The 17,227-nt window shown below is 70.8% G+C and carries 17 protein-coding genes and 1 riboswitch; of the genes, 5 read left to right on the plus strand and 12 right to left on the minus strand.

Going from position 1 to position 17,227, the window contains the following annotated elements:
- Positions 1-11: 11 nt before the first annotated feature.
- Entirely contained in the window at positions 12-2,180 is a 2,169-nt protein-coding gene (locus tag ACXJY8_RS15015) for a TonB-dependent receptor (RefSeq protein ID WP_463770192.1), read from the minus strand.
- Between the two features lie 108 nt (positions 2,181-2,288).
- A riboswitch (cobalamin riboswitch) is annotated at positions 2,289-2,488 on the minus strand.
- Between the two features lie 76 nt (positions 2,489-2,564).
- Positions 2,565-2,876 (minus strand): hypothetical protein, encoded by a 312-nt coding sequence (locus tag ACXJY8_RS15020; protein ID WP_463770194.1) that lies wholly within the window; start codon positions 2,874-2,876, stop codon positions 2,565-2,567.
- 303 nt (positions 2,877-3,179) lie between these two features.
- Here ACXJY8_RS15020 and ACXJY8_RS15025 point away from each other — a divergent pair, with 303 nt between their 5' ends.
- Positions 3,180-5,477: an FdhF/YdeP family oxidoreductase gene (locus ACXJY8_RS15025; protein ID WP_463770196.1), complete on the plus strand. Its 2,298-nt coding sequence runs from the start codon at positions 3,180-3,182 to the stop codon at positions 5,475-5,477.
- Positions 5,474-5,779: a hypothetical protein gene (locus ACXJY8_RS15030; RefSeq protein WP_463770198.1), complete on the plus strand. Its 306-nt coding sequence runs from the start codon at positions 5,474-5,476 to the stop codon at positions 5,777-5,779. Before ACXJY8_RS15025 ends, ACXJY8_RS15030 begins: the two co-directional genes overlap by 4 nt.
- Before the next feature lie 192 nt (positions 5,780-5,971).
- On the opposite strand, the gene ACXJY8_RS15035 is transcribed toward ACXJY8_RS15030, so the two are convergent.
- Both ACXJY8_RS15035 and ACXJY8_RS15040 read right to left on the minus strand, forming a co-directional pair.
- Positions 5,972-7,078 (minus strand): alkene reductase, encoded by a 1,107-nt coding sequence (locus tag ACXJY8_RS15035; RefSeq protein WP_463770200.1) that lies wholly within the window; start codon positions 7,076-7,078, stop codon positions 5,972-5,974.
- 105 nt (positions 7,079-7,183) lie between these two features.
- Positions 7,184-8,068 (minus strand): HpcH/HpaI aldolase/citrate lyase family protein, encoded by an 885-nt coding sequence (locus tag ACXJY8_RS15040; protein WP_463770202.1) that lies wholly within the window; start codon positions 8,066-8,068, stop codon positions 7,184-7,186.
- A 179-nt stretch (positions 8,069-8,247) separates the two neighbouring features.
- Here ACXJY8_RS15040 and ACXJY8_RS15045 point away from each other — a divergent pair, with 179 nt between their 5' ends.
- Positions 8,248-8,577 (plus strand): DUF167 domain-containing protein, encoded by a 330-nt coding sequence (locus ACXJY8_RS15045; protein ID WP_463770204.1) that lies wholly within the window; start codon positions 8,248-8,250, stop codon positions 8,575-8,577.
- A gap of 11 nt (positions 8,578-8,588) precedes the next feature.
- Here ACXJY8_RS15045 and ACXJY8_RS15050 read toward each other — a convergent pair whose 3' ends face one another.
- The 8 genes from ACXJY8_RS15050 to ACXJY8_RS15085 form a co-directional block, all read right to left on the minus strand.
- A complete protein-coding gene (locus ACXJY8_RS15050; protein ID WP_463770206.1) occupies positions 8,589-8,927 on the minus strand; it encodes a hypothetical protein in 339 nt (112 codons plus the stop codon).
- A gap of 60 nt (positions 8,928-8,987) precedes the next feature.
- On the minus strand, positions 8,988-9,359 hold the full coding sequence (locus tag ACXJY8_RS15055; protein WP_463770208.1) for a tRNA-binding protein: 372 nt from the start codon (positions 9,357-9,359) through the stop codon (positions 8,988-8,990).
- A 4-nt stretch (positions 9,360-9,363) separates the two neighbouring features.
- Positions 9,364-10,188 (minus strand): FTR1 family iron permease, encoded by an 825-nt coding sequence (locus ACXJY8_RS15060; protein ID WP_463770210.1) that lies wholly within the window; start codon positions 10,186-10,188, stop codon positions 9,364-9,366.
- Between the two features lie 52 nt (positions 10,189-10,240).
- The gene (locus ACXJY8_RS15065) at positions 10,241-11,713 is read right to left on the minus strand and encodes a 4Fe-4S binding protein (RefSeq protein ID WP_463770212.1); all 1,473 of its coding nucleotides are present in this window, start codon (positions 11,711-11,713) and stop codon (positions 10,241-10,243) included.
- 34 nt (positions 11,714-11,747) lie between these two features.
- Positions 11,748-12,092 carry a cupredoxin domain-containing protein gene (locus tag ACXJY8_RS15070; protein WP_463770214.1) on the minus strand — a complete coding sequence of 115 codons (345 nt, stop codon included), beginning with the start codon at positions 12,090-12,092 and terminating at the stop codon, positions 11,748-11,750.
- Positions 12,093-12,096: 4 nt separating this feature from the next.
- The gene (locus ACXJY8_RS15075) at positions 12,097-12,660 is read right to left on the minus strand and encodes an iron transporter (RefSeq protein ID WP_463770216.1); all 564 of its coding nucleotides are present in this window, start codon (positions 12,658-12,660) and stop codon (positions 12,097-12,099) included.
- A 198-nt stretch (positions 12,661-12,858) separates the two neighbouring features.
- On the minus strand, positions 12,859-14,232 hold the full coding sequence (locus ACXJY8_RS15080; RefSeq protein WP_463770218.1) for an MATE family efflux transporter: 1,374 nt from the start codon (positions 14,230-14,232) through the stop codon (positions 12,859-12,861).
- 274 nt (positions 14,233-14,506) lie between these two features.
- Entirely contained in the window at positions 14,507-14,980 is a 474-nt protein-coding gene (locus tag ACXJY8_RS15085) for a gamma-butyrobetaine hydroxylase family protein (RefSeq protein ID WP_463770220.1), read from the minus strand.
- A 199-nt stretch (positions 14,981-15,179) separates the two neighbouring features.
- Between ACXJY8_RS15085 and moaA the strand changes: the two genes are divergently transcribed.
- Entirely contained in the window at positions 15,180-16,217 is a 1,038-nt protein-coding gene (gene moaA, locus ACXJY8_RS15090) for a GTP 3',8-cyclase MoaA (protein ID WP_463770222.1), read from the plus strand.
- 76 nt (positions 16,218-16,293) lie between these two features.
- Positions 16,294-17,160 carry an NAD(P)-dependent oxidoreductase gene (locus ACXJY8_RS15095; RefSeq protein WP_463770224.1) on the plus strand — a complete coding sequence of 289 codons (867 nt, stop codon included), beginning with the start codon at positions 16,294-16,296 and terminating at the stop codon, positions 17,158-17,160.
- Positions 17,161-17,227 lie beyond the last annotated feature (67 nt).

Below are 17,227 nucleotides of genomic sequence, written 5' to 3' on the forward strand. Positions count from 1 at the left end.
GGGCCGCAGGGCTAGAACCGCCCCGCCAGGGTCAGGCGTACCGCCGTCGGCTCGACCGGATGGAAATGCCGGTCGGCGACGCCGTCCGCCGCCTCGCCGGGCAGGCGCGAGGTGTAGAAATAGGTGATCTGGTCGGCCTTGGCGTTGGTCAGGTTCAGCACGTCGAGGGACAGGCTGACCCCGTTGTCGAAGGTGTAGCCGACCCGGCCGTTGACGAGCGCGGTCGGGCGCGAGCGCACCGAATTGTCCTCGATCAGCGGCCGCGGCCCGAAATAGCGGAACCGCATCGACCCGAACCAGCCCGGGCCCTCGCCGAAGGTGAAGCCGGCCGACGCGATCGTGGTCGGCGCCTCCGGGACCCGATGTCCGATGGGGTCGCGGTCCGCGAAGCGGGCATTCGTCACCGTCAGGTCGCCCTCCAGGGAGAGCCAGGGCGTCACCGCGTAGCGGTTGGTCCACTCGACGCCGAAGCGGCGGGTCGGGCGGCTCGGCTCGGTGGTGCCGCTGTCGCCCTGGAACAGGTTCTCGGAGGCGAAATCGAGCTGGAACAGCGTCACCGCCGTCTCCAGCCCAGCGAGGCTGCGGTTGCGCAGGCCGATCTCCGAGCCCGTGGAGGGCACGAGGAAGGGCGAGCGGCTGATGTTGAACAGCGGGCTCGTCGGGTCGACGGTGGCGGTGACGCCGCGGGCGTCGTTGGAATGGAAGCCGCCGCCGTAATTCACGAACAGCTCGGTGTCGAACCAGGGCCCGAGCACCAGCCCGAGCTTCGGGTTGACGATGCCGTCCCGGGCGCGCCCGGAATTGGCCGGCGTGTCCGAGCGGACATCGGCGTAGAACCCGTCGGCGCGGAAGCCCAGGCTGGTCCGCAGCCAGTCGGTCCAGCGCACCCGGTTCTCGGCGTAGAACGCCGCGCTCGCCTCCAGCACCCGGTCGTCCAGCACGGTCGAGCGGTACTGCCGCGCGGCGGTGTTGAACAGGCCGACCCGGATGTCGTCGGTGCGGGTCTGGACGCCGAACTCGTTCTCCATGGCCAAGCCGAACAGGCTGCCCGGGACGGTGTGGCTGACCTCGCCGCCGCCGAGAACGCGGCTGTCGCGCTGGCGGAACTGGTCGCCGGCGACCGGATCGTTCAGGAAGTAGGTGAAGTCGTTGAACAGGTTCATCCCGTAGCGGATCACGTAGGCGCTCGCCCGGGTGATGCCGGCCTCGCTCGTCCGGCTCCAGCGGCCCGAGAGCGAGAAGCGGCCGGTGTCGCCGCCATCCGTGGGGTTCAGGCTGCCGAAGCGGCCGATCAGGCCCTCCGCGACCGCCCGCTCCGGGATCTGGTTGGTGGCGTTCCACTTCGCCCAGTAGGCCATGCCCGTCAGGGCGAAGCCGTCGAGGGCCGTGCCCTGGCTGTAGCGGACGACGCCGTTGAGCTTGGCGAGCCGGTCCGGCACGTCCCAGGGCCCGTCATAGGTCTGGGCCTCGCCGGCCACGAGCAGGTGGCCCGCGCCGAGGGGCGCGGAGGCGATGCTGAGCGCGCGCTTGTAGCCGAAGCTGCCCAGCGAGGTCAGGGCGAGGTTGCGCTCGACCGTGTCGAGGTAGTCGATCCGCACCGAGCCCGCGGAGGCGAAGTCGCCGTCGCGGACGAAGTAGGGTCCCTTGTGGAACTCAACGGCGCCGACGAGCTCGGGGATGAGGAAATTCAGATCGGCGTAGCCCTGGCCGTGGGCATGGGTGCGCATGTTCACCGGCATCCCGTCCACGTGAAGCGCGATGTCGGTGCCGTGGTCGAGGTTGAACCCGCGCAGGAAGAACTGGTTGGCCTTCCCCTCCCCGGAATGCTGGGTGACGATGAGGCCGGGCACGCTCTCCAGGGCCTCGCCCGGCCGGGTGATCGGCCGGCTGTTGAGCGCCGCGCCCGAGATCACGCCGGCGCTCGCCGCATCGACGGTCCGCAGGCCGCCGCCGATCCCGGTGACCCCGCCGACGAACCCGGCACTGGCGGCCGGTCCGGCCCCGCCGGTCGGCGGCGCCTCGGCGGTCACGGAGAGTTCGGCGAGGTCCGCCTGCGCGGTCTGGGCGCCGGCATCGCGGATTGCGGCGCCGGTGGACGCGAGGCCGGCGCAGGAGGCCAGGAGCCAGGATCGATAGGTGGGCCGTGAACGGGGCAGCGACCCGGAACGGAAGGACGGCATGGGACCTCGGGCGACGTCTGTGGCACGTCACCGCGAACGAGGCCGGTGCGGATGCCGCACGGCATCCACCCCGACACCCATCAGGACACCCCGCCCGATGCGTTTCGCGTGTGACCACGACTGACGGCAGGTCTCCTGGCTCGCGGGTCACCGCCCTCTCATCGTCTTCCCAGACCGGACAGGCCCAGTGACGTGCTGATGAGGGGCTCGCCGCTCACAGTTGCGGGGGCAGCCGCGGCCTCGGGCTCACACCCTCACCGCGTTCCCTTTTGATCCTCGTCGACGAGGAACCGTCGCGGGACAGGAGGCCCGATGGGCCGCGGCGGCGTCAATGGCCGCGCGCGCTTTTCCAGGCCGGTGTGCCCGGTGCGCGACAGGGCGCCCTCAGCCCCGGCCGTCCGGCTTCCGGGCCGGCTCGCGCCGATGCCCGGTCCCGGCCAGCACCGCGCCGCCGGCCGCGAGGCCGAGGAGGATCCACTTCAGGGGAAGCCGCTCCGCGCCCTCGCTGCGCTGGGGCTCGGTCACCATGTGGCCGGCCGGGAGCTCGACCCCGGGCTTGCCATAGGCCTGCGCGTCGGCGATCTGCTCGGCCGACACGGCCCATTCGGCGCCGACCTGGCGGTCATGCGCCATCACCGCGAGGCCGACCGCGACGGCGACGGCCGCCGCCGCGAAGATCCTCACCGGCGTCCTCATGTCCCGCGCTCCCGCATCCCGGGCGTCCCCGCCGCCGTTCCGGACCGAGGGTTAGGCGATCGGCGGGCGCTTCACCAGGGACCGGGACCGGCGACGGGCCCCCGGTCTTCCGCAATGCAGCTGGGAACGATTTTAACCTGCTGGACACTGGCTCTGCAAAAAACGCATGGGACCCCTAACGGCATGACTGGCCTGCGTTTTCGCGTGATTGAGCGCCCGCGCCGCATCGCGATATCGCTGGGTGGCCACGGCCCCGTTTCGCGACCGATCCTCGGCCGCGCCGGACCGTCCCAGGACCCGTTCATGGATCACCCGGTCGCGACCCCGAAGCGTTCGTCCGCCGCCGGCGGCTGGGGGGCCCTGAAGAGCTGCGGCAAGCATCTGCTCGGCAGCCGCGCCCCGCTCTCGGGGGCCCGCGCCATGCTGAAGGCCAACCAGCCCGACGGCTTCGACTGCCCGGGCTGCGCCTGGGGCGACCCGGAGCACGGTTCCTCCTTCGAGTTTTGCGAGAACGGCGTGAAGGCGGTCTCCTGGGAGGCCACCGACAAGCGCACGCCGCCGAAGTTCTTCGCCCGCCACACCGTGACCGAGCTGCGCGGCTGGACCGATTACGCCCTGGAGGGCGAGGGCCGCCTGACCCATCCGATGCGCTACGACGCGTCGAGCGACCGCTACGTCGCCACCACCTGGGACGCGGCCTTCGCCGAGATCGGCGCCACCCTGCGCGGGCTCGACCACCCGGACCAGGCCGAGTTCTACACCTCGGGCCGCGCCTCCAACGAGGCCGCCTATCTCTACCAGCTCTTCGCCCGGCACTACGGCACCAACAACTTCCCCGACTGCTCCAACATGTGCCACGAGGCCAGCGGCATCGCCCTGCAGGCGGCCATCGGCGTCGGCAAGGGCACCGTGCTCCTGGAGGATTTCGAGAAGGCCGACGCCATCTTCGTGGTCGGGCAGAACCCCGGCACCAACCATCCGCGCATGCTCGGCGACCTGCGGCGCGCCGCCCAGCGCGGCGCGAAGGTCGTGGTGTTCAATCCCGTGCGCGAGCGCGGGCTCGAGCGCTTCGCCGACCCGCAGAACACCGTGGAGATGCTGCGCGGCGCCAGCGCGCCGGTGGCGAGCCACTATTACCAGCCGCGCCTCGGCGGCGACATGGCGGCGTTCCGGGGCATCGCCAAGGCGGTGTTCGCGGCCGACGACGCGGCGCTCGCCGCCGGCCAGCCCTCGCGCCTCGACCGGACCTTCCTGCGCAACCACACGGCGGACTACGAGGCCTACCGGGCCGCCGTCGATGCCACGTCCTGGGACGCCATCGAGGACCAGTCCGGCCTCTCCCGGGCCGACATCGAGACCGCGGCCGAGGTCTATCTGGCGGCCGACAAGGTGATCTGCACCTGGGCGATGGGCGTGACCCAGCACCGCCACTCGGTGGCCACCATCCGCGAGCTGACCAACGTCATGCTCCTGCGCGGCCATGTCGGCCGCCCCGGCACCGGCCTGTGCCCCGTGCGCGGCCATTCCAACGTGCAGGGCGACCGCACCGTCGGCATCAACGAGAAGCCCCCGGCCGCCCTCCTCGACGCCCTGGAGCGGACCTTCGGCTTCCCCGCCCCGCGCCGGCACGGGCACAACGTGCTGGCCGCCATCGGCGCCATGCTCGACGGCTCCTCGAAGGCCTTCATCGGTCTCGGCGGAAACTTCGCCCGCGCGACGCCGGACACCGCCCTGGTGGCCCGGGCGCTGGCCTCCTGCGAACTCACCGTCCACATCGCGACGAAGCTCAACCACTCGCACCTCGTGCCGGGCCGGGTCGCCTACCTGCTGCCCTGCCTCGGCCGCACCGAGATCGACCGGAATTCAAAGGGCAAGACCCAGATCGTCACGGTCGAGGATTCCATGAGCATGGTCCACGGCTCGGGGGGCATCAACAAGCCGGCCTCGCCCGAACTGCGCTCCGAGATCGGCATCATCGCCGGGATGGCGGCGGCGACCGTCGGTTCGGAGCGGGTGGACTGGGCCGCCCTCGCCGACGATTACGACGGCATCCGCGACCTGATCGAGCGCACGATCCCGGGCTTCACCGGCTACAACCTGCGCGTCCGGCGCCCGCGCGGCTTCATGCTGAAGAACCTCGCCGCCGAGCGCAGCTTCGAGACGCCGACCGGCCGGGCCAACTTCTCCGCCGGCCCGCTCCCGGAGGCGACGGAGCACCAGCAGGCCAAGCGCGCGGCCGACACCTTCGTGCTCCAGACCTTCCGCAGCCACGACCAGTACAACACCACGATCTACGGCCTCGACGACCGCTACCGCGGCGTCTACGGCGAGCGCCGCGTGGTCTTCGCCCATCCGGACGACCTGGCCGAGATCCGCGCCCGGGCCGGCGACCGGGTCGACATCGTCGGCACCCACGCGGACGGCATCACGCGGGTAGCCGAGGATTTCCGCCTCGTGCCCTTCGACATGCCGCGCGGGTCGCTCGCGGGCTATTATCCGGAGCTCAACGTCCTCGTGCCGCTCTCGACCTTCGGTGCGGAGAGCGACACGCCGACCTCGAAATCGGTGCTGGTCCGCCTGCGCCGACCGGCCGCCGCATGAGCGAACCGCCGGCCGACGCGGAGACGTTCCTCGCGGTCACCGATTCGGTCGCCGCCCTCCAGCCCGGCCTCTCGACCCTGGAGGCCGGAATCCTCGCCGCCCTCCACCTCGACCTCGCCCGCGACAGCCGCAGCTTCGCGCGGGTGTTCGGCCTGGAGCACGCCCTGGTGCTGCGGGCGGTGGAGACGCTGGCGAGCGAGGCAGGACTCCTCGCCCTGACCGACAGGAACGCGCGGACCCAGCGGACGCACTACGCTCCCAGCCCGGCGGGGGAGACCGTGCTGGCGCATCTGCACGGGTGACTTCGGGGCAACGAGCCTCTTTCCACCCGGACGGCGCCTACCTGACCGGCTATCGCGGATGCTCGCCGCGCGATCCCTCTCCCCTCGCCCGTTGTCCGGAGCGGTCGCCCCCTCTCCCGCCTGCTCCGCAGGCACCCTCCCCCGCAGAGGGGGGAGGGTGGCACACGACACCCCGTGCTCCGTGCTTCCCGTTCAGCGCTTGATCGCCACCGGGCCGTTCATGCCCGGCCAGTCCGAGTAGCCGTTGGCGCCGCCGCCGTACCAGTACGGCTTCGGGGCCTCGGCCAGCGGCGCGCCGGTCTCCAGGCGCTGCACCAGGTCCGGGTTGGCGATGTAGGGGCGGCCGAAGCTGAACAGGTCGGCGCGGCCCTCGGCGAGGTCCTTCTCGGCAAGCTCCAGGGTGTACTGGTTGTTGCCGATATAGGCGCCCTTGAAGCGCTTGCGGATCTGGCCGAAATCGACCGAGTCCGGCACGTCGCGGGTCTGCTGCGTGACGCCCTCGATGGTGTGGACGTAGAGCAGGCCGAAGGCGTTGAGGGCGTCCACGTAGGCGCCGAAGGTCGCCTTCGGGTCGCTGTCGAGGGGGGTCTTGCCGGGCTCGGTGGTGGCCGGCGACAGGCGGATGCCGACGCGGTGGCCGCCGCCCCAGACCTCGGTGACCGCCTTCACCACGGCCAGCGGAAAGCGCAGGCGGTTCTCGATCGAGCCGCCATACTGGTCGGTGCGGTGGTTGGTGGAATCGCGCACGAACTGCTCGAGCAGGTAGTTGTTGGCCGAGTGGATCTCGACCCCGTCGAAGCCGGCGCGCTTGGCGTTCTCGGCGGCCCGGCGGTAATCCTCGACGATGCCCGGGATCTCGTCCGTCTCCAGCGCCCGCGGCGTCACGTGCGGCTGCATGCCGGTTTCGGTGAAGGCCGTGCCTTCGGGTTTGAGCGCCGAGGGTGCCACCGGCAATTGCCCGTCCGGCTGCACGTCGGGATGCGAGATCCGGCCGGTGTGCCAGAGCTGCAGGAAGATCAGCCCGCCATTGGCGTGGACCCCGGCGGTGACCGGCTTCCAGGCCTCGACCTGCGCCTCGCTCCAGATGCCGGGGGTGTAGGCGTAGCCGACCGCCTGGGGCGAGATGTTGGTGGCCTCGCTGATGATGAGGCCGGCATTGGCGCGCTGGGCGTAGTAATCCACCGCGAAGTCCGGCGGCACGCCCTCGGTGGAGGAGCGGCTCCGGGTCAGCGGCGCCATCACGACGCGGTTCTTCAGGGTGAGGTCGCCCAGGGTGAAGGGTTCGAGGATCGGGCTCATGCGGTCGGCTGTGTCCTGGAGGGCGCCGGGCGCGCAGACACGCCGGGCTTCAGCCGGGACAAGCAGCGACGCCGGGCGGTGTTCCCGCCGGCGTCGGCCCCGCTCTCAATACCCCTTGGCGGCGATCGCCTCGCGCCAGTTCACCGCCCGGCGGGCCATGCCGATGTGCTGGCGCTCGTACATGCGGCCCTCGATCTTGATCGCGCCGCGCTTGGCGTTCTCCTCGCGGTCGAAGGCCTCGATGACCAGGCGGGCGCGGCGGACCTCCTCGTCGGAGGGGGCGAAGCAGGTGTTGGCCGGCTCGAGCTGGTTGGGGTGGATCAGGGTCTTGCCGTCGAAGCCGAGGTCGCGGGCCTGCTGGCATTCGGCCCGGCAGCCCGCCACGTCCTCGATGTCGTTCCAGACGCCGTCGAGGATGGTCAGGCCCTCGGCCCGGGCGGCGGCGAGGGTGAACATCATCCAGGGCAGCATCGGCACGCGGCCGGGCACGAGCTGGGCCCAGGTGTCCTTGGCCAGATCGTTGGTGCCCAGCACGAAGCAGGTCAGGCGGGTGCGCCGGTCGCGCTGCGCCTTGGCGATCTCCTGGATGTTCAGGATCGCCGCCGGGGTCTCGATCATCGCCCAGACGGCGATGCTCTCGGGAGCGTCGAGGGCTTCGAGGTGATTGGCGATGCTCTCCAGCACGGCCGGCGAAGACACCTTCGGCATCAGGATCGCGTCGGGGCGGGCCTGGATCGCCGCCTTCAGGTCGGCCTCGCCCCAGGGGGTCTGGGGGGCGTTGACGCGGATGATGATCTCGCGCTCGCCGTAGCCGCCGCCCTTCACGGCGGCGCAGACCTGCTCGCGGGCGATCTCCTTGGCGTCGGGCGCCACCGCGTCCTCCAGGTCGAGGATCAGCGAATCGGCCGCCAGGGTCTTCGCCTTGTCGAGAGCCCTTTGGTTCGAACCGGGCATATAGAGCACGCTGCGGCGCAAGCGGAGGTCGGACATATCGCGTTCCCGTGGTTTTCGCTGAAGCTTAGTGCAACACGCCCGCGCGGACACCCCGCGACGACCGGAATGCCGTGGCATTCCAGCGATTCTGTTGCAATGCACGCGAACCGGAAGGCGCAGCCGCGGGCCCCGCCGGGGGCGCGGAGGGATCGGGCGCGGTCCCGGATCGGAGACGGATGAGCGAGCCCTATCAGGTGATCCCGGAGGGCGTCCGCCTCGCGCTGCGGCTGACGCCGCGGGCGAATCGCGACGGGCTGGACGGTCTGGTGGCGGATGCCGAGGGGCGCGTCGCCCTGCAGGTGCGGGTGGCCGCGCCGCCCGTCGAGGGCGCCGCCAACGCGGCGCTGATCGCCTATCTGGCCAAGGCCCTGAAGCTGCGCCGGTCCGACGTGCGGATCGTCTCCGGCGAGACGGCCCGGCTCAAGATCGTGGTCCTGTCCGGCGAGGGTCCGGCGCTCGCCGCGCGGCTGGCCGAATGGACCAAGGCCGCCCCTCTGCGCCGCTGAGCGGGACGCTCCTAATGGCGGAGCGGCGCCGTGAGGCTGAAGATCACCGTGTAGTCGGGGTTCTCGACCACCGGGTCCTCGGGCGAGAGCTGGTACGAACCGGGATCGGCCGGCTCGATGGCCTCGAGGATCGGCACCATCGTGAAGGGGGCCGCGCCGTCGAAGGGCCGGATGGTGATGCCGGCCTCGGGATCGACCATCTCGACCCGGCCGAAGACCTGCTCGCGCCGGATCAGGGTTCCGTCGTGATCGAGATAGGTGACGCCGACGAAGAGGGTCGCGCCCAGCAATTGATGGGCGAACCCGTCGTCCCACTCGATGCCGGAATCGTCCTGTCCGAGGTCGCTCATGCGGACAGGGATGGCGAAAAACCGTTCCGTCGGCAAGCGTCCCCGCGGCTCGGGTCACCCTCAGAACAGGCGGCTGCCGTCCGGCACCGCCTGGTCGGGACGGAACAGCACCACGGCGCCGTTGGCGTCGGCGAATCCGAGGGTCAGCACCTCAGACAGGAACTTGCCGATCTGGCGCGGGGGGAAGTTCACCACGGCGGCGACCTGCCGGCCCGGCAGGTCCTCGGCCCGGTAATGCTCGGTGATCTGCGCGCTGGAGCGCTTGGTGCCGATCGCCGGCCCGAAATCGATGACGAGCTTCAGGGCGGGCTTGCGCGCCTCCGGGAAGGGCTCGGCCGACACCACCGTGCCGACCCGGATGTCCACCGCCAGGAAAGCGTCGAAGTCGATGGCCGGGGCGGCCGACGCATCGGGGGCGTGGCTGACGTGCATGGGCTCAGGCCGTGCGGAGCTGCCGACGCTTGCCGGCGGACGAGACCTGCATCAGCGCGACCATGACCAGGATGGTGCCGAGATAGACCAGCACCTGCATGGCGCTGGGCCGGTCGGTGTAGCCCACGAGGGCGTGGAGCACGCGGCCGATCAGACTGTCCTCCCGCAGGATTGCGGAGGTGTTCCAGAGCGGCCGGTCGAGCACGGTGATCAGGCCCGCATTGGTCAGGAACTGCGCGGCCTGGGCGGCGAGGCCCGCCGCCAGCAGGACGATGAGCCCGCTCGTCACCGAGAAGACGTAGCGGGTCGGGATCGCCGCGAGGCCGAAATAGCTCACCGAGGAGGTGGCCGCGCCGACGGCGACGCCGGCCAGGGCGCCGAACTGGATGTCCGGCCCGGAGGTGCCTGAGGCGACGAGGCCGTAGAGGAACAGCACGAGTTCGGCGCCCTCGCGCAGGATCGCGGCGCCGACCACCAGGGCGAGGCCCGCGGCCGTGCTCTGGCCCGTGCGCACCGCCTCGCCGGCGGCGCGCAGTTCGCCCGCGAGCTCGCGCCCGTGCTTGGCCATCCAGGTGTTGTGCCAGATCAGCATCAGCACGGCGACGATCAGCACGCCGGCGTTGAGGATCTCCTGGCCCGCCCCCTCGAAGGCGTCGGAGATCTTCTCGGCGAACAAAGCCACCAGGGCGGCCCCGGCGAGGCCGCCGAGGACGCCGAGGCCGATCCAGCGGCCGCGCCCGGCGATGCCGCGGGTGGCGGCCAGCACGATGCCAATGATGAGGCCCGCCTCGATGACTTCGCGGAAGGCGATGACGAAGGCTCCGATCATGCGGAGGATTCCCTTTTCACGTTCGCGGGCGCGGCCGGGTTCGCGGCGCGCCCTACCAGATCCAGAACAACAGCACCCAGCCCGAGACCGAGAGGGCGCAGGCGGCGGCGATGCCGAGGGTCGCGCCCGCGCGGCGCAGGCCGCGCGCCGAGAGCCCGGCCACCGACCAGGCGAGCCAGACGCTCCACAGGCTGGTGCCCAGCAGCAGCGCGGCCCGCATCTCCGAGACGTAGGGGATGAGGATGCCGTCGCCGCGCAGGAAGGTGACGGTCAGCGCCGAGAGGCCGAGGAAGACGCCGCAGCCCGCCACCGGGATCAGCGTCTGGGTGAGGTGGTGGAAGCGCGCCCGCGACCAGCCGAGCGACAGGGTCGCCAGGGCCACGAGGCCCGAGAGCGAGAGGCCGAGCACGATCGCGGCGGTCGCGATGTAGCCCAGCAGCAGCCCGCCATCGAGGAGGCTGAGCACGTCGTTGTGCTCGGGGTAGTTCGTCAGGATGTACCAGGGCAGCGTGGTCTCGAGGGGCCAGGTGGTGCCGCGCTCGATCAGCCAGGTGGCCAGGGCCTGCTTGACGTCGATGAACCAGGGGCTCGACGACCACTGGAACGCGCCGACGGCGAGGCCCATCATGCCGAACAGGATCAGCATGGTCTGGTCGAGGCTCGGCTCGGTGCCGGCGACGTGGACGATCTCGTGGGTGGGCGAGCGCCGGGCGAGGCGCACGGCGCCGCGATAGCCCGAGCAGCGCCCGCACATGTGGCAGGCGCCCGCACCGTTCATGGTCTTCACCGGCACCAGCGGCGCGCAGTTGAAGGCGTCCCCGCGCGGCTTGGACGCGGTGGCCCCGCGGGGCTTGGACGCGGTGGCCCCGCGGGGCTTGGGCGAGGCCGCCCAGGCGGCGTGATCGACCTGGAAGCTCACCGGCGCGAGCTTGGCGAGCACCGCGAAGACGCCGTTGACGGGGCAGAGGTAGCGGCACCAGACCCGCTTGTTGCGGCCGTAGAGCAGCCCGACGATGATCGCCGCCACGGTGGAGCCGCCGAGCACCGCCAGCACGGGCTTCGGGTAGCCGTAGACGCTGACCATCTGGCCGTAGACCGTGGTGCCGGCGAAGGCGATGAAGGGCCAGCCGCCCCAGGTGATCCAGCTCGGCACGGCGCGGCCGAGGCTCCAGCGGCTGGCGAACTCGGTGAGCGCGCCCTCGGGGCAGAGGATGCCGCACCAGGCCCGGCCGACGACCACCATGCTGACCAGCACGAAGGGCCACCAGATCCCCCAGAAGGCGAACTGGGCGAAGACGGTCAGGTTGTTCCACAGGTGCGCGCTGCGGTCGGGCAGCGGCAGGAAGGCCGGCACCGCGACCAGCACGAGGTAGACGGCGACCACGCCCCACTGGATGGTGCGGATCGTGCCGCCGTGTCGCTGCATCCACTGCCCGAGATCCGCGAGCTTCGCGTCGATCCAGGCGTCCCGGCCGTCGCGCGGCGGGCGGACGTCTTGCGGCTTGATGGACGTCGAGACTGCCATTCCGGTGGGTTTCGCCAGGGTTATCGAGACCGCTTCACTTCGCCACCAGGGTGGCCTTGGAGTTGGGGTGGAAGTCGTCGAACACGTCGTAGGTGCCCGGATCGACGGTGCGGAAGACGATGGAGGAGGTCGCGCCCGCGGCGAGCGCCTTCTCGCGCTTCAGCTCCACGCTCTCGAACTCCACCGGGCTGGTGCCGGTGTTGGTGATCTCGAGCTTGAAGCGGGTGTTGGCCGGCACCTCGATGACGTTCGGGACGATGGTCCCGTCCTTCATCTCGACCTTGATGACCGGCAGTTCCTCGGCGCGGGCGGGCGTCCCGGTCGCGGCGAGGGCGGCCGCGAGGGCGGCGGCGGGCAGGAGGCGGCGGAGAACGGCCATGGGCTCAGTAGGCCCCCTTCTTGCCGATGCCCGCGAAGGTGAAGTCCTGGATCACGTCGAAGGGCTTGAACCACTCGGCGACGCCGGTCTCCTTGTCGACGTGGCGGCCGAAATGCCCGTGGGCCCCGGGGGGCGCGACCGTGAGCTTCAGGCGGTAGCGCCCGGGGCCCGAGAGCTTGACGTTGTCGCCGTAATGCGGGCCGTCATTGGCGACCATCGGCATCAGCCCGCCGGTGACCTTCGGGCCGGTGGCGGCCTCGCCTTCGAGCTTGGTGATCTCGAAGCTGACCGAGAGGGCCGGCACCCAGTCGCCCTCGGCGAAGCCGTTGCGGTTCTCCTTGGTGGCCCGGATGTCGGCCTCCAGGTGGATGTCGGACGCGGCCGCCGCGCGCATCATGTCGGGCGGGTCCATCTCGATCGGCTGCAGGTAGACGGCTGCGATCTCCAGCCCGTTCTGGATGGTCGGCGGCCCGATCGGCGTCTCCTTCGCCTGGGCCGCGCTCCCGAAGGAGACGGCGCCGGTGAGCAGGAGGGCCAGGGCGAGGGAGGAGCGGAGATTCTTGCGCATCGTGGCTAGCGCGTAGACCAGACGATTAAACAAGCAAAGAGGCTTTTTCGTCACGTTTCTGAATGAGAACAATTCCAAACTGAGGATCTACCTGGGCCGGCAAGTAGATCTTTCTTATTGTCCGGCCCTTTGCCTTGTCGAACGCGAGGAAACGCCCAGGCCCGTCGGTATCGAACCGCCTCGACGTCCGGTTCCATCTCACGCGGGCGTGTATGCGCCGGTCCGCTTGTCCAGCGAAATCTCGCCCGCCGGGGCGAAGGTCCGGCGCGTGAGGCCGGGATAGGCCAGCGCCTGGCTGATCCCGCGGCCGGCCAGCAGAATCAGGAACGAGAGCCACAGGCCCCCGTTGCCGAGGCCCGCCGCATGGGCGGAAAAGAGGGCGACGCCGTAGAGCGCGGTCGCGACGAGCATCAGGTTGCGCATCGCCCGCGTCCAGGTGGCGCCGATATAGATGCCGTCGAAGGCGAAGGGCACGGCCGCCATCAGCGGGGCGAGCGCCGCCGGCAGCAGGTAGAGCCGGGCCATGGCGCGCACCTCCGGGCTCGTCGTCACCGCGTCGATGAAGGCGTTGCCGGCGACGAGGAACCCGCCCGCGATGGCGCCGCCGAAGGCCAGGCACCAGATCAGGCTCAAGCGCGCGGCGCGGCGGAAACGGGCCTCGTCCCGGGCGCCCACCGCCTGCCCGCACAGGGTCTCGGCGGCGGTGGCGAAGCCGTCGAGGAAGAAGCCGCCGATCATGAAGAGATTCCACAGGACGGCGTTGGCTGCCAGCACCACGTCGCCCGAGCGGGCGCCGAGCGCCGAGAACAGGGTGATGCAGCCGACGAGCAGCAGGGTCCGGATCATCACGTCGGCGTTGACGCTGAGCATCCGGGCGAGCGCCAGGGGATCGCGCACCACCCGGAAGGGCACCGCGAAGGGCCGCGAGCCGAGCCGCGCCAGCAGGACCAGGCCGAGGCCTGCGCCGGCCGCCTCCGCGATCAGGGTGGCGAGCCCGGCGCCGGCGACGCTCATGTCCGCCCCGAGGACGAAGACGAGGGTGAGGACGATGTTGGTGAGGTTGATGGCGACCTGCAGGATCAGCCCGAGATCGGTGCGCCCGCGCCCCAGCACCGAGCCGAGGATGGCGTAGTTGGCCAGGGTGAAGGGGGCGGCGAAGATGCGGATGTGGAAATAGGCCGCCAGCGCGGCGATCACGGCCGGGCTTGCGCCGCTCAGGGAGAAGGCGGCCCGGCCGATCGGGCCCTGCAGCACCACGATGACCAGCCCGACGATCAGCGCCGCCGCCAGGGCGCGGGCCAGCGTCCGGTCGACCTCCGCCGCGTCGTGCGCACCCACCGCCTGGGCGGTGAGCCCGGCCGTGGCCATGCGCAGCGAGCCGAACGACCAGAAGATCGCGTCGAAGATCACCGCGCCCAGCGCCATCGCCCCGAGGAGCGCGGCGTCGCCGAGCCGGCCGATCACGGTGGCCCCGACGAAGCCGAGGAGCGGCGTCGTCACGTTGGCGAGCGTCATCGGCAGGGCGAGCGCGAGGACGCGCCGACTGGTCGCCGGGCTGGTCGAAGGCGTCATGTCGGGCAGGCTCTCGTGTGCAAGCGTCTCGAACAACGGATTCTCGACTCGGGCCTCTGCCGTCAAGCTTCGCTCTTATGCCTTCCGGTGTCGTGGAGGCGGGCACCGAGCTGAGATTTCACCGGTCTGAAGGACCCCAAGAAGGACCATACAAAGACATGGTCCGGTTGATCGCCTGGATCCTCGGAGTCACGCGCTGCTCCCTCTCCTGGAAGGAGAGGGGACCCGCGCCAACCCTCGAACGAAGCAGTCGGACGCCGTACGAAAAGCAAGATCAGTGGCAGCCGCAGCCGCTGCCGCAGCTTCCGCCCGTATCGCTTGGCGGGGCGGCCGGCTTCGCACTCCGGCGCACCGGATCGCGGCTCAGGCCCCGGTCCTCCAGCTCGGACAGGTAGGTGGCCCAGCGGTTCCGGTACTCGCGCCCGAGGTCGTAGAGGTAGCCCCAGCCGTACAGGCCGGTATCGTGCATGTCGTCGAAGGTCAGCTTGACGGCGTAGTTGCCGATCGGCTCGACCTTGAGGATCGCCACGTCGCGCTTGCCGCCGACGACCTTGCGCTCGGAGGGCGAGTGGCCCTGGACCTCGGCCGAGGGGCTTGAGACCCGGAGATACTCCGCCGGCAGGGCGAAGCGGCCGCCATCCTCGAAGGCGACGTTGAGGGTGCGCTTGTCGCCCGAGAGACGGATCTCGGTGGGCCAGCGCTCGGGAGCGGCCGGGGCCGCGTGCGGATCGACAGCCTGCTGAGTCATGGTGACGTCCTTCCGGCGGCATCCACCGCGTCGATCACGGGAGGATTGCCTTGCACGGCCCCTGCGACCGACGCAAACTTCCCCGCGGCGGTACGCAAACTTGCCCGCGGCGGTGCGAGACCTCATATGACGTGCCATGTTAGGTTCGTCACGCGACCGCGCCAACGTTTCCTCACCCCAACAGAGCACAGAAACCCGCATGTGGGGTCCCCGCGCCACCGACGATGCCGCCACGGTCGCTCCGGCGCCGCTGATCGACCCGTTCCAGCGGGCGATTACCTACCTGCGCATCTCCGTGACCGATCGCTGCGACCTGCGTTGCGTGTACTGCATGTCCGACGACATGCAGTTCCTGCCCAAGCGCGACCTGCTGTCCCTGGAAGAACTGGACCGGCTCTGCGCCGTGTTCATCCAGCGCGGCGTGCGCAAGCTGCGCATCACCGGCGGCGAACCGCTGGTCCGACGCGACATCATGCACCTGTTCCGGCGCCTGTCCCGCCACCTCGACACGGGCGCCCTCGAAGAGCTGACGATGACCACCAACGGCACCCAGCTCGGCCGCTTCGCGCCCGAGCTCGCCGAACTCGGCGTGCGCCGCGTCAACGTCTCCCTCGACACCCTCGACCCGGACAAGTTCCGCGCGGTGACCCGCCGGGGCGACCTCAAGGTCGTGCTCGACGGCATCGAGACGGCGCGGAAGGCCGGCATCAAGGTCAAGATCAACGCCGTGGCACTCAAGGGCGTCAACGAGGACGAGATCGCCGACATGATCGCCTGGGCCCACGGCGACGGCATGGACATGACGCTGATCGAGGTGATGCCGCTCGGCGAGATCGAGGGCGACCGCACCGACCAGTTCCTGCCCCTCTCGGTCGCCCGCGCCCGGCTCGAGCAGCGCTACACCATGACCCCCCTGCCCGACCGCACCGGCGGCCCGGCCCGCTACGTGCGCATCGCCGAGACCGGCGGCCGCCTCGGCTTCATCACGCCGCTCACCCATAATTTCTGCGAGAGCTGCAACCGGGTGCGCCTGACCTGCACCGGCAAGCTCTACATGTGCCTCGGCCAGGAGGACGCCGCCGATCTCCGCGCGGCCCTGCGCGCCTCCCCCGACGACGCCCTGGTGACCCAGGCGGTGATCGACGCCATCGCGCGCAAGCCCAAGGGCCACGACTTCGTCATCGAGCGCGCCCGCCCGGCCGCCGTGCCGCGCCACATGAGCGTCACCGGCGGATAAGTCCCCGCCTCGGTTTGACCCCCGCAAGCATCGCTCCTAGACCCCGCTCGTATTCAGGATACGAGCGGAGATGACGATGGCGAAGGTTGCGTTTCTGGGCCTTGGCGTGATGGGCGGCCCGATGGCCCGCCACCTCGCCGCCAAGGGTCACGCGGTCACGGTCTACAACCGCACCACCGCCAAGGCGGAGGCCTGGGTCGCCGCGCATGGCGGCGCCTTCGCGGCCACCCCGCGCGAGGCCGCCAAGGGCCAGGCCATCGTCTTCGCCTGCGTGGGCAACGATGAGGATCTCCGCAGCGTCACCCTCGGCGCGGACGGCGCCTTCGCGGGCATGGACAAGGGCGCGATCTTCGTCGACCACACCACCGCCTCGGCCGAGGTCGCCCGCGAGCTCGCCGACGCCGCCCGGGCCGCCGGCCTCGGCTTCATCGACGCCCCCGTCTCCGGCGGTCAGGCCGGCGCCGAGAACGCGGCGCTCACCGTGATGTGCGGCGGCGAGGCCGAGACCTACGCGGCGGTCGAGCCCGCCATCCTGTGCTTTGCCCGCGCCAGCCGCCTGATGGGCCCGACCGGCTCCGGCCAGCTCACCAAGATGGTCAACCAGATCGCCATCGCGGGCCTGGTCCAGGGCCTGTCCGAGGCGGTGCACTTCGCCAAGCGGGCTCATCTCGACGTCGAGGCCGTGCTGGAGGTGATCTCGAAGGGCGCCGCCGGCTCCTGGCAGATGGAGAACCGCGGCAAGACCATGAACGCGGGCAAGTTCGACTTCGGCTTCGCGGTGGACTGGATGCGCAAGGATCTCGGCATCCTCCTGGCCGAGGCCCGGCGCAACGGCGCCCAGCTCCCCGTCACCGCCCTCGTCGACCAGTTCTACGCCGACGTGCAGGGCCTGGGCGGCAACCGCTGGGACACCTCGTCCCTCATCGCCCGCCTGGAGAAGTAGCCCTGATGGTGTGGTGCCGGCTGCGATCGTGCCGGAAACCCACACGCAGCACCGAGTCATCCCGGGG

It is taken from the genome of Methylobacterium sp. TK31, assembly GCF_055361545.1.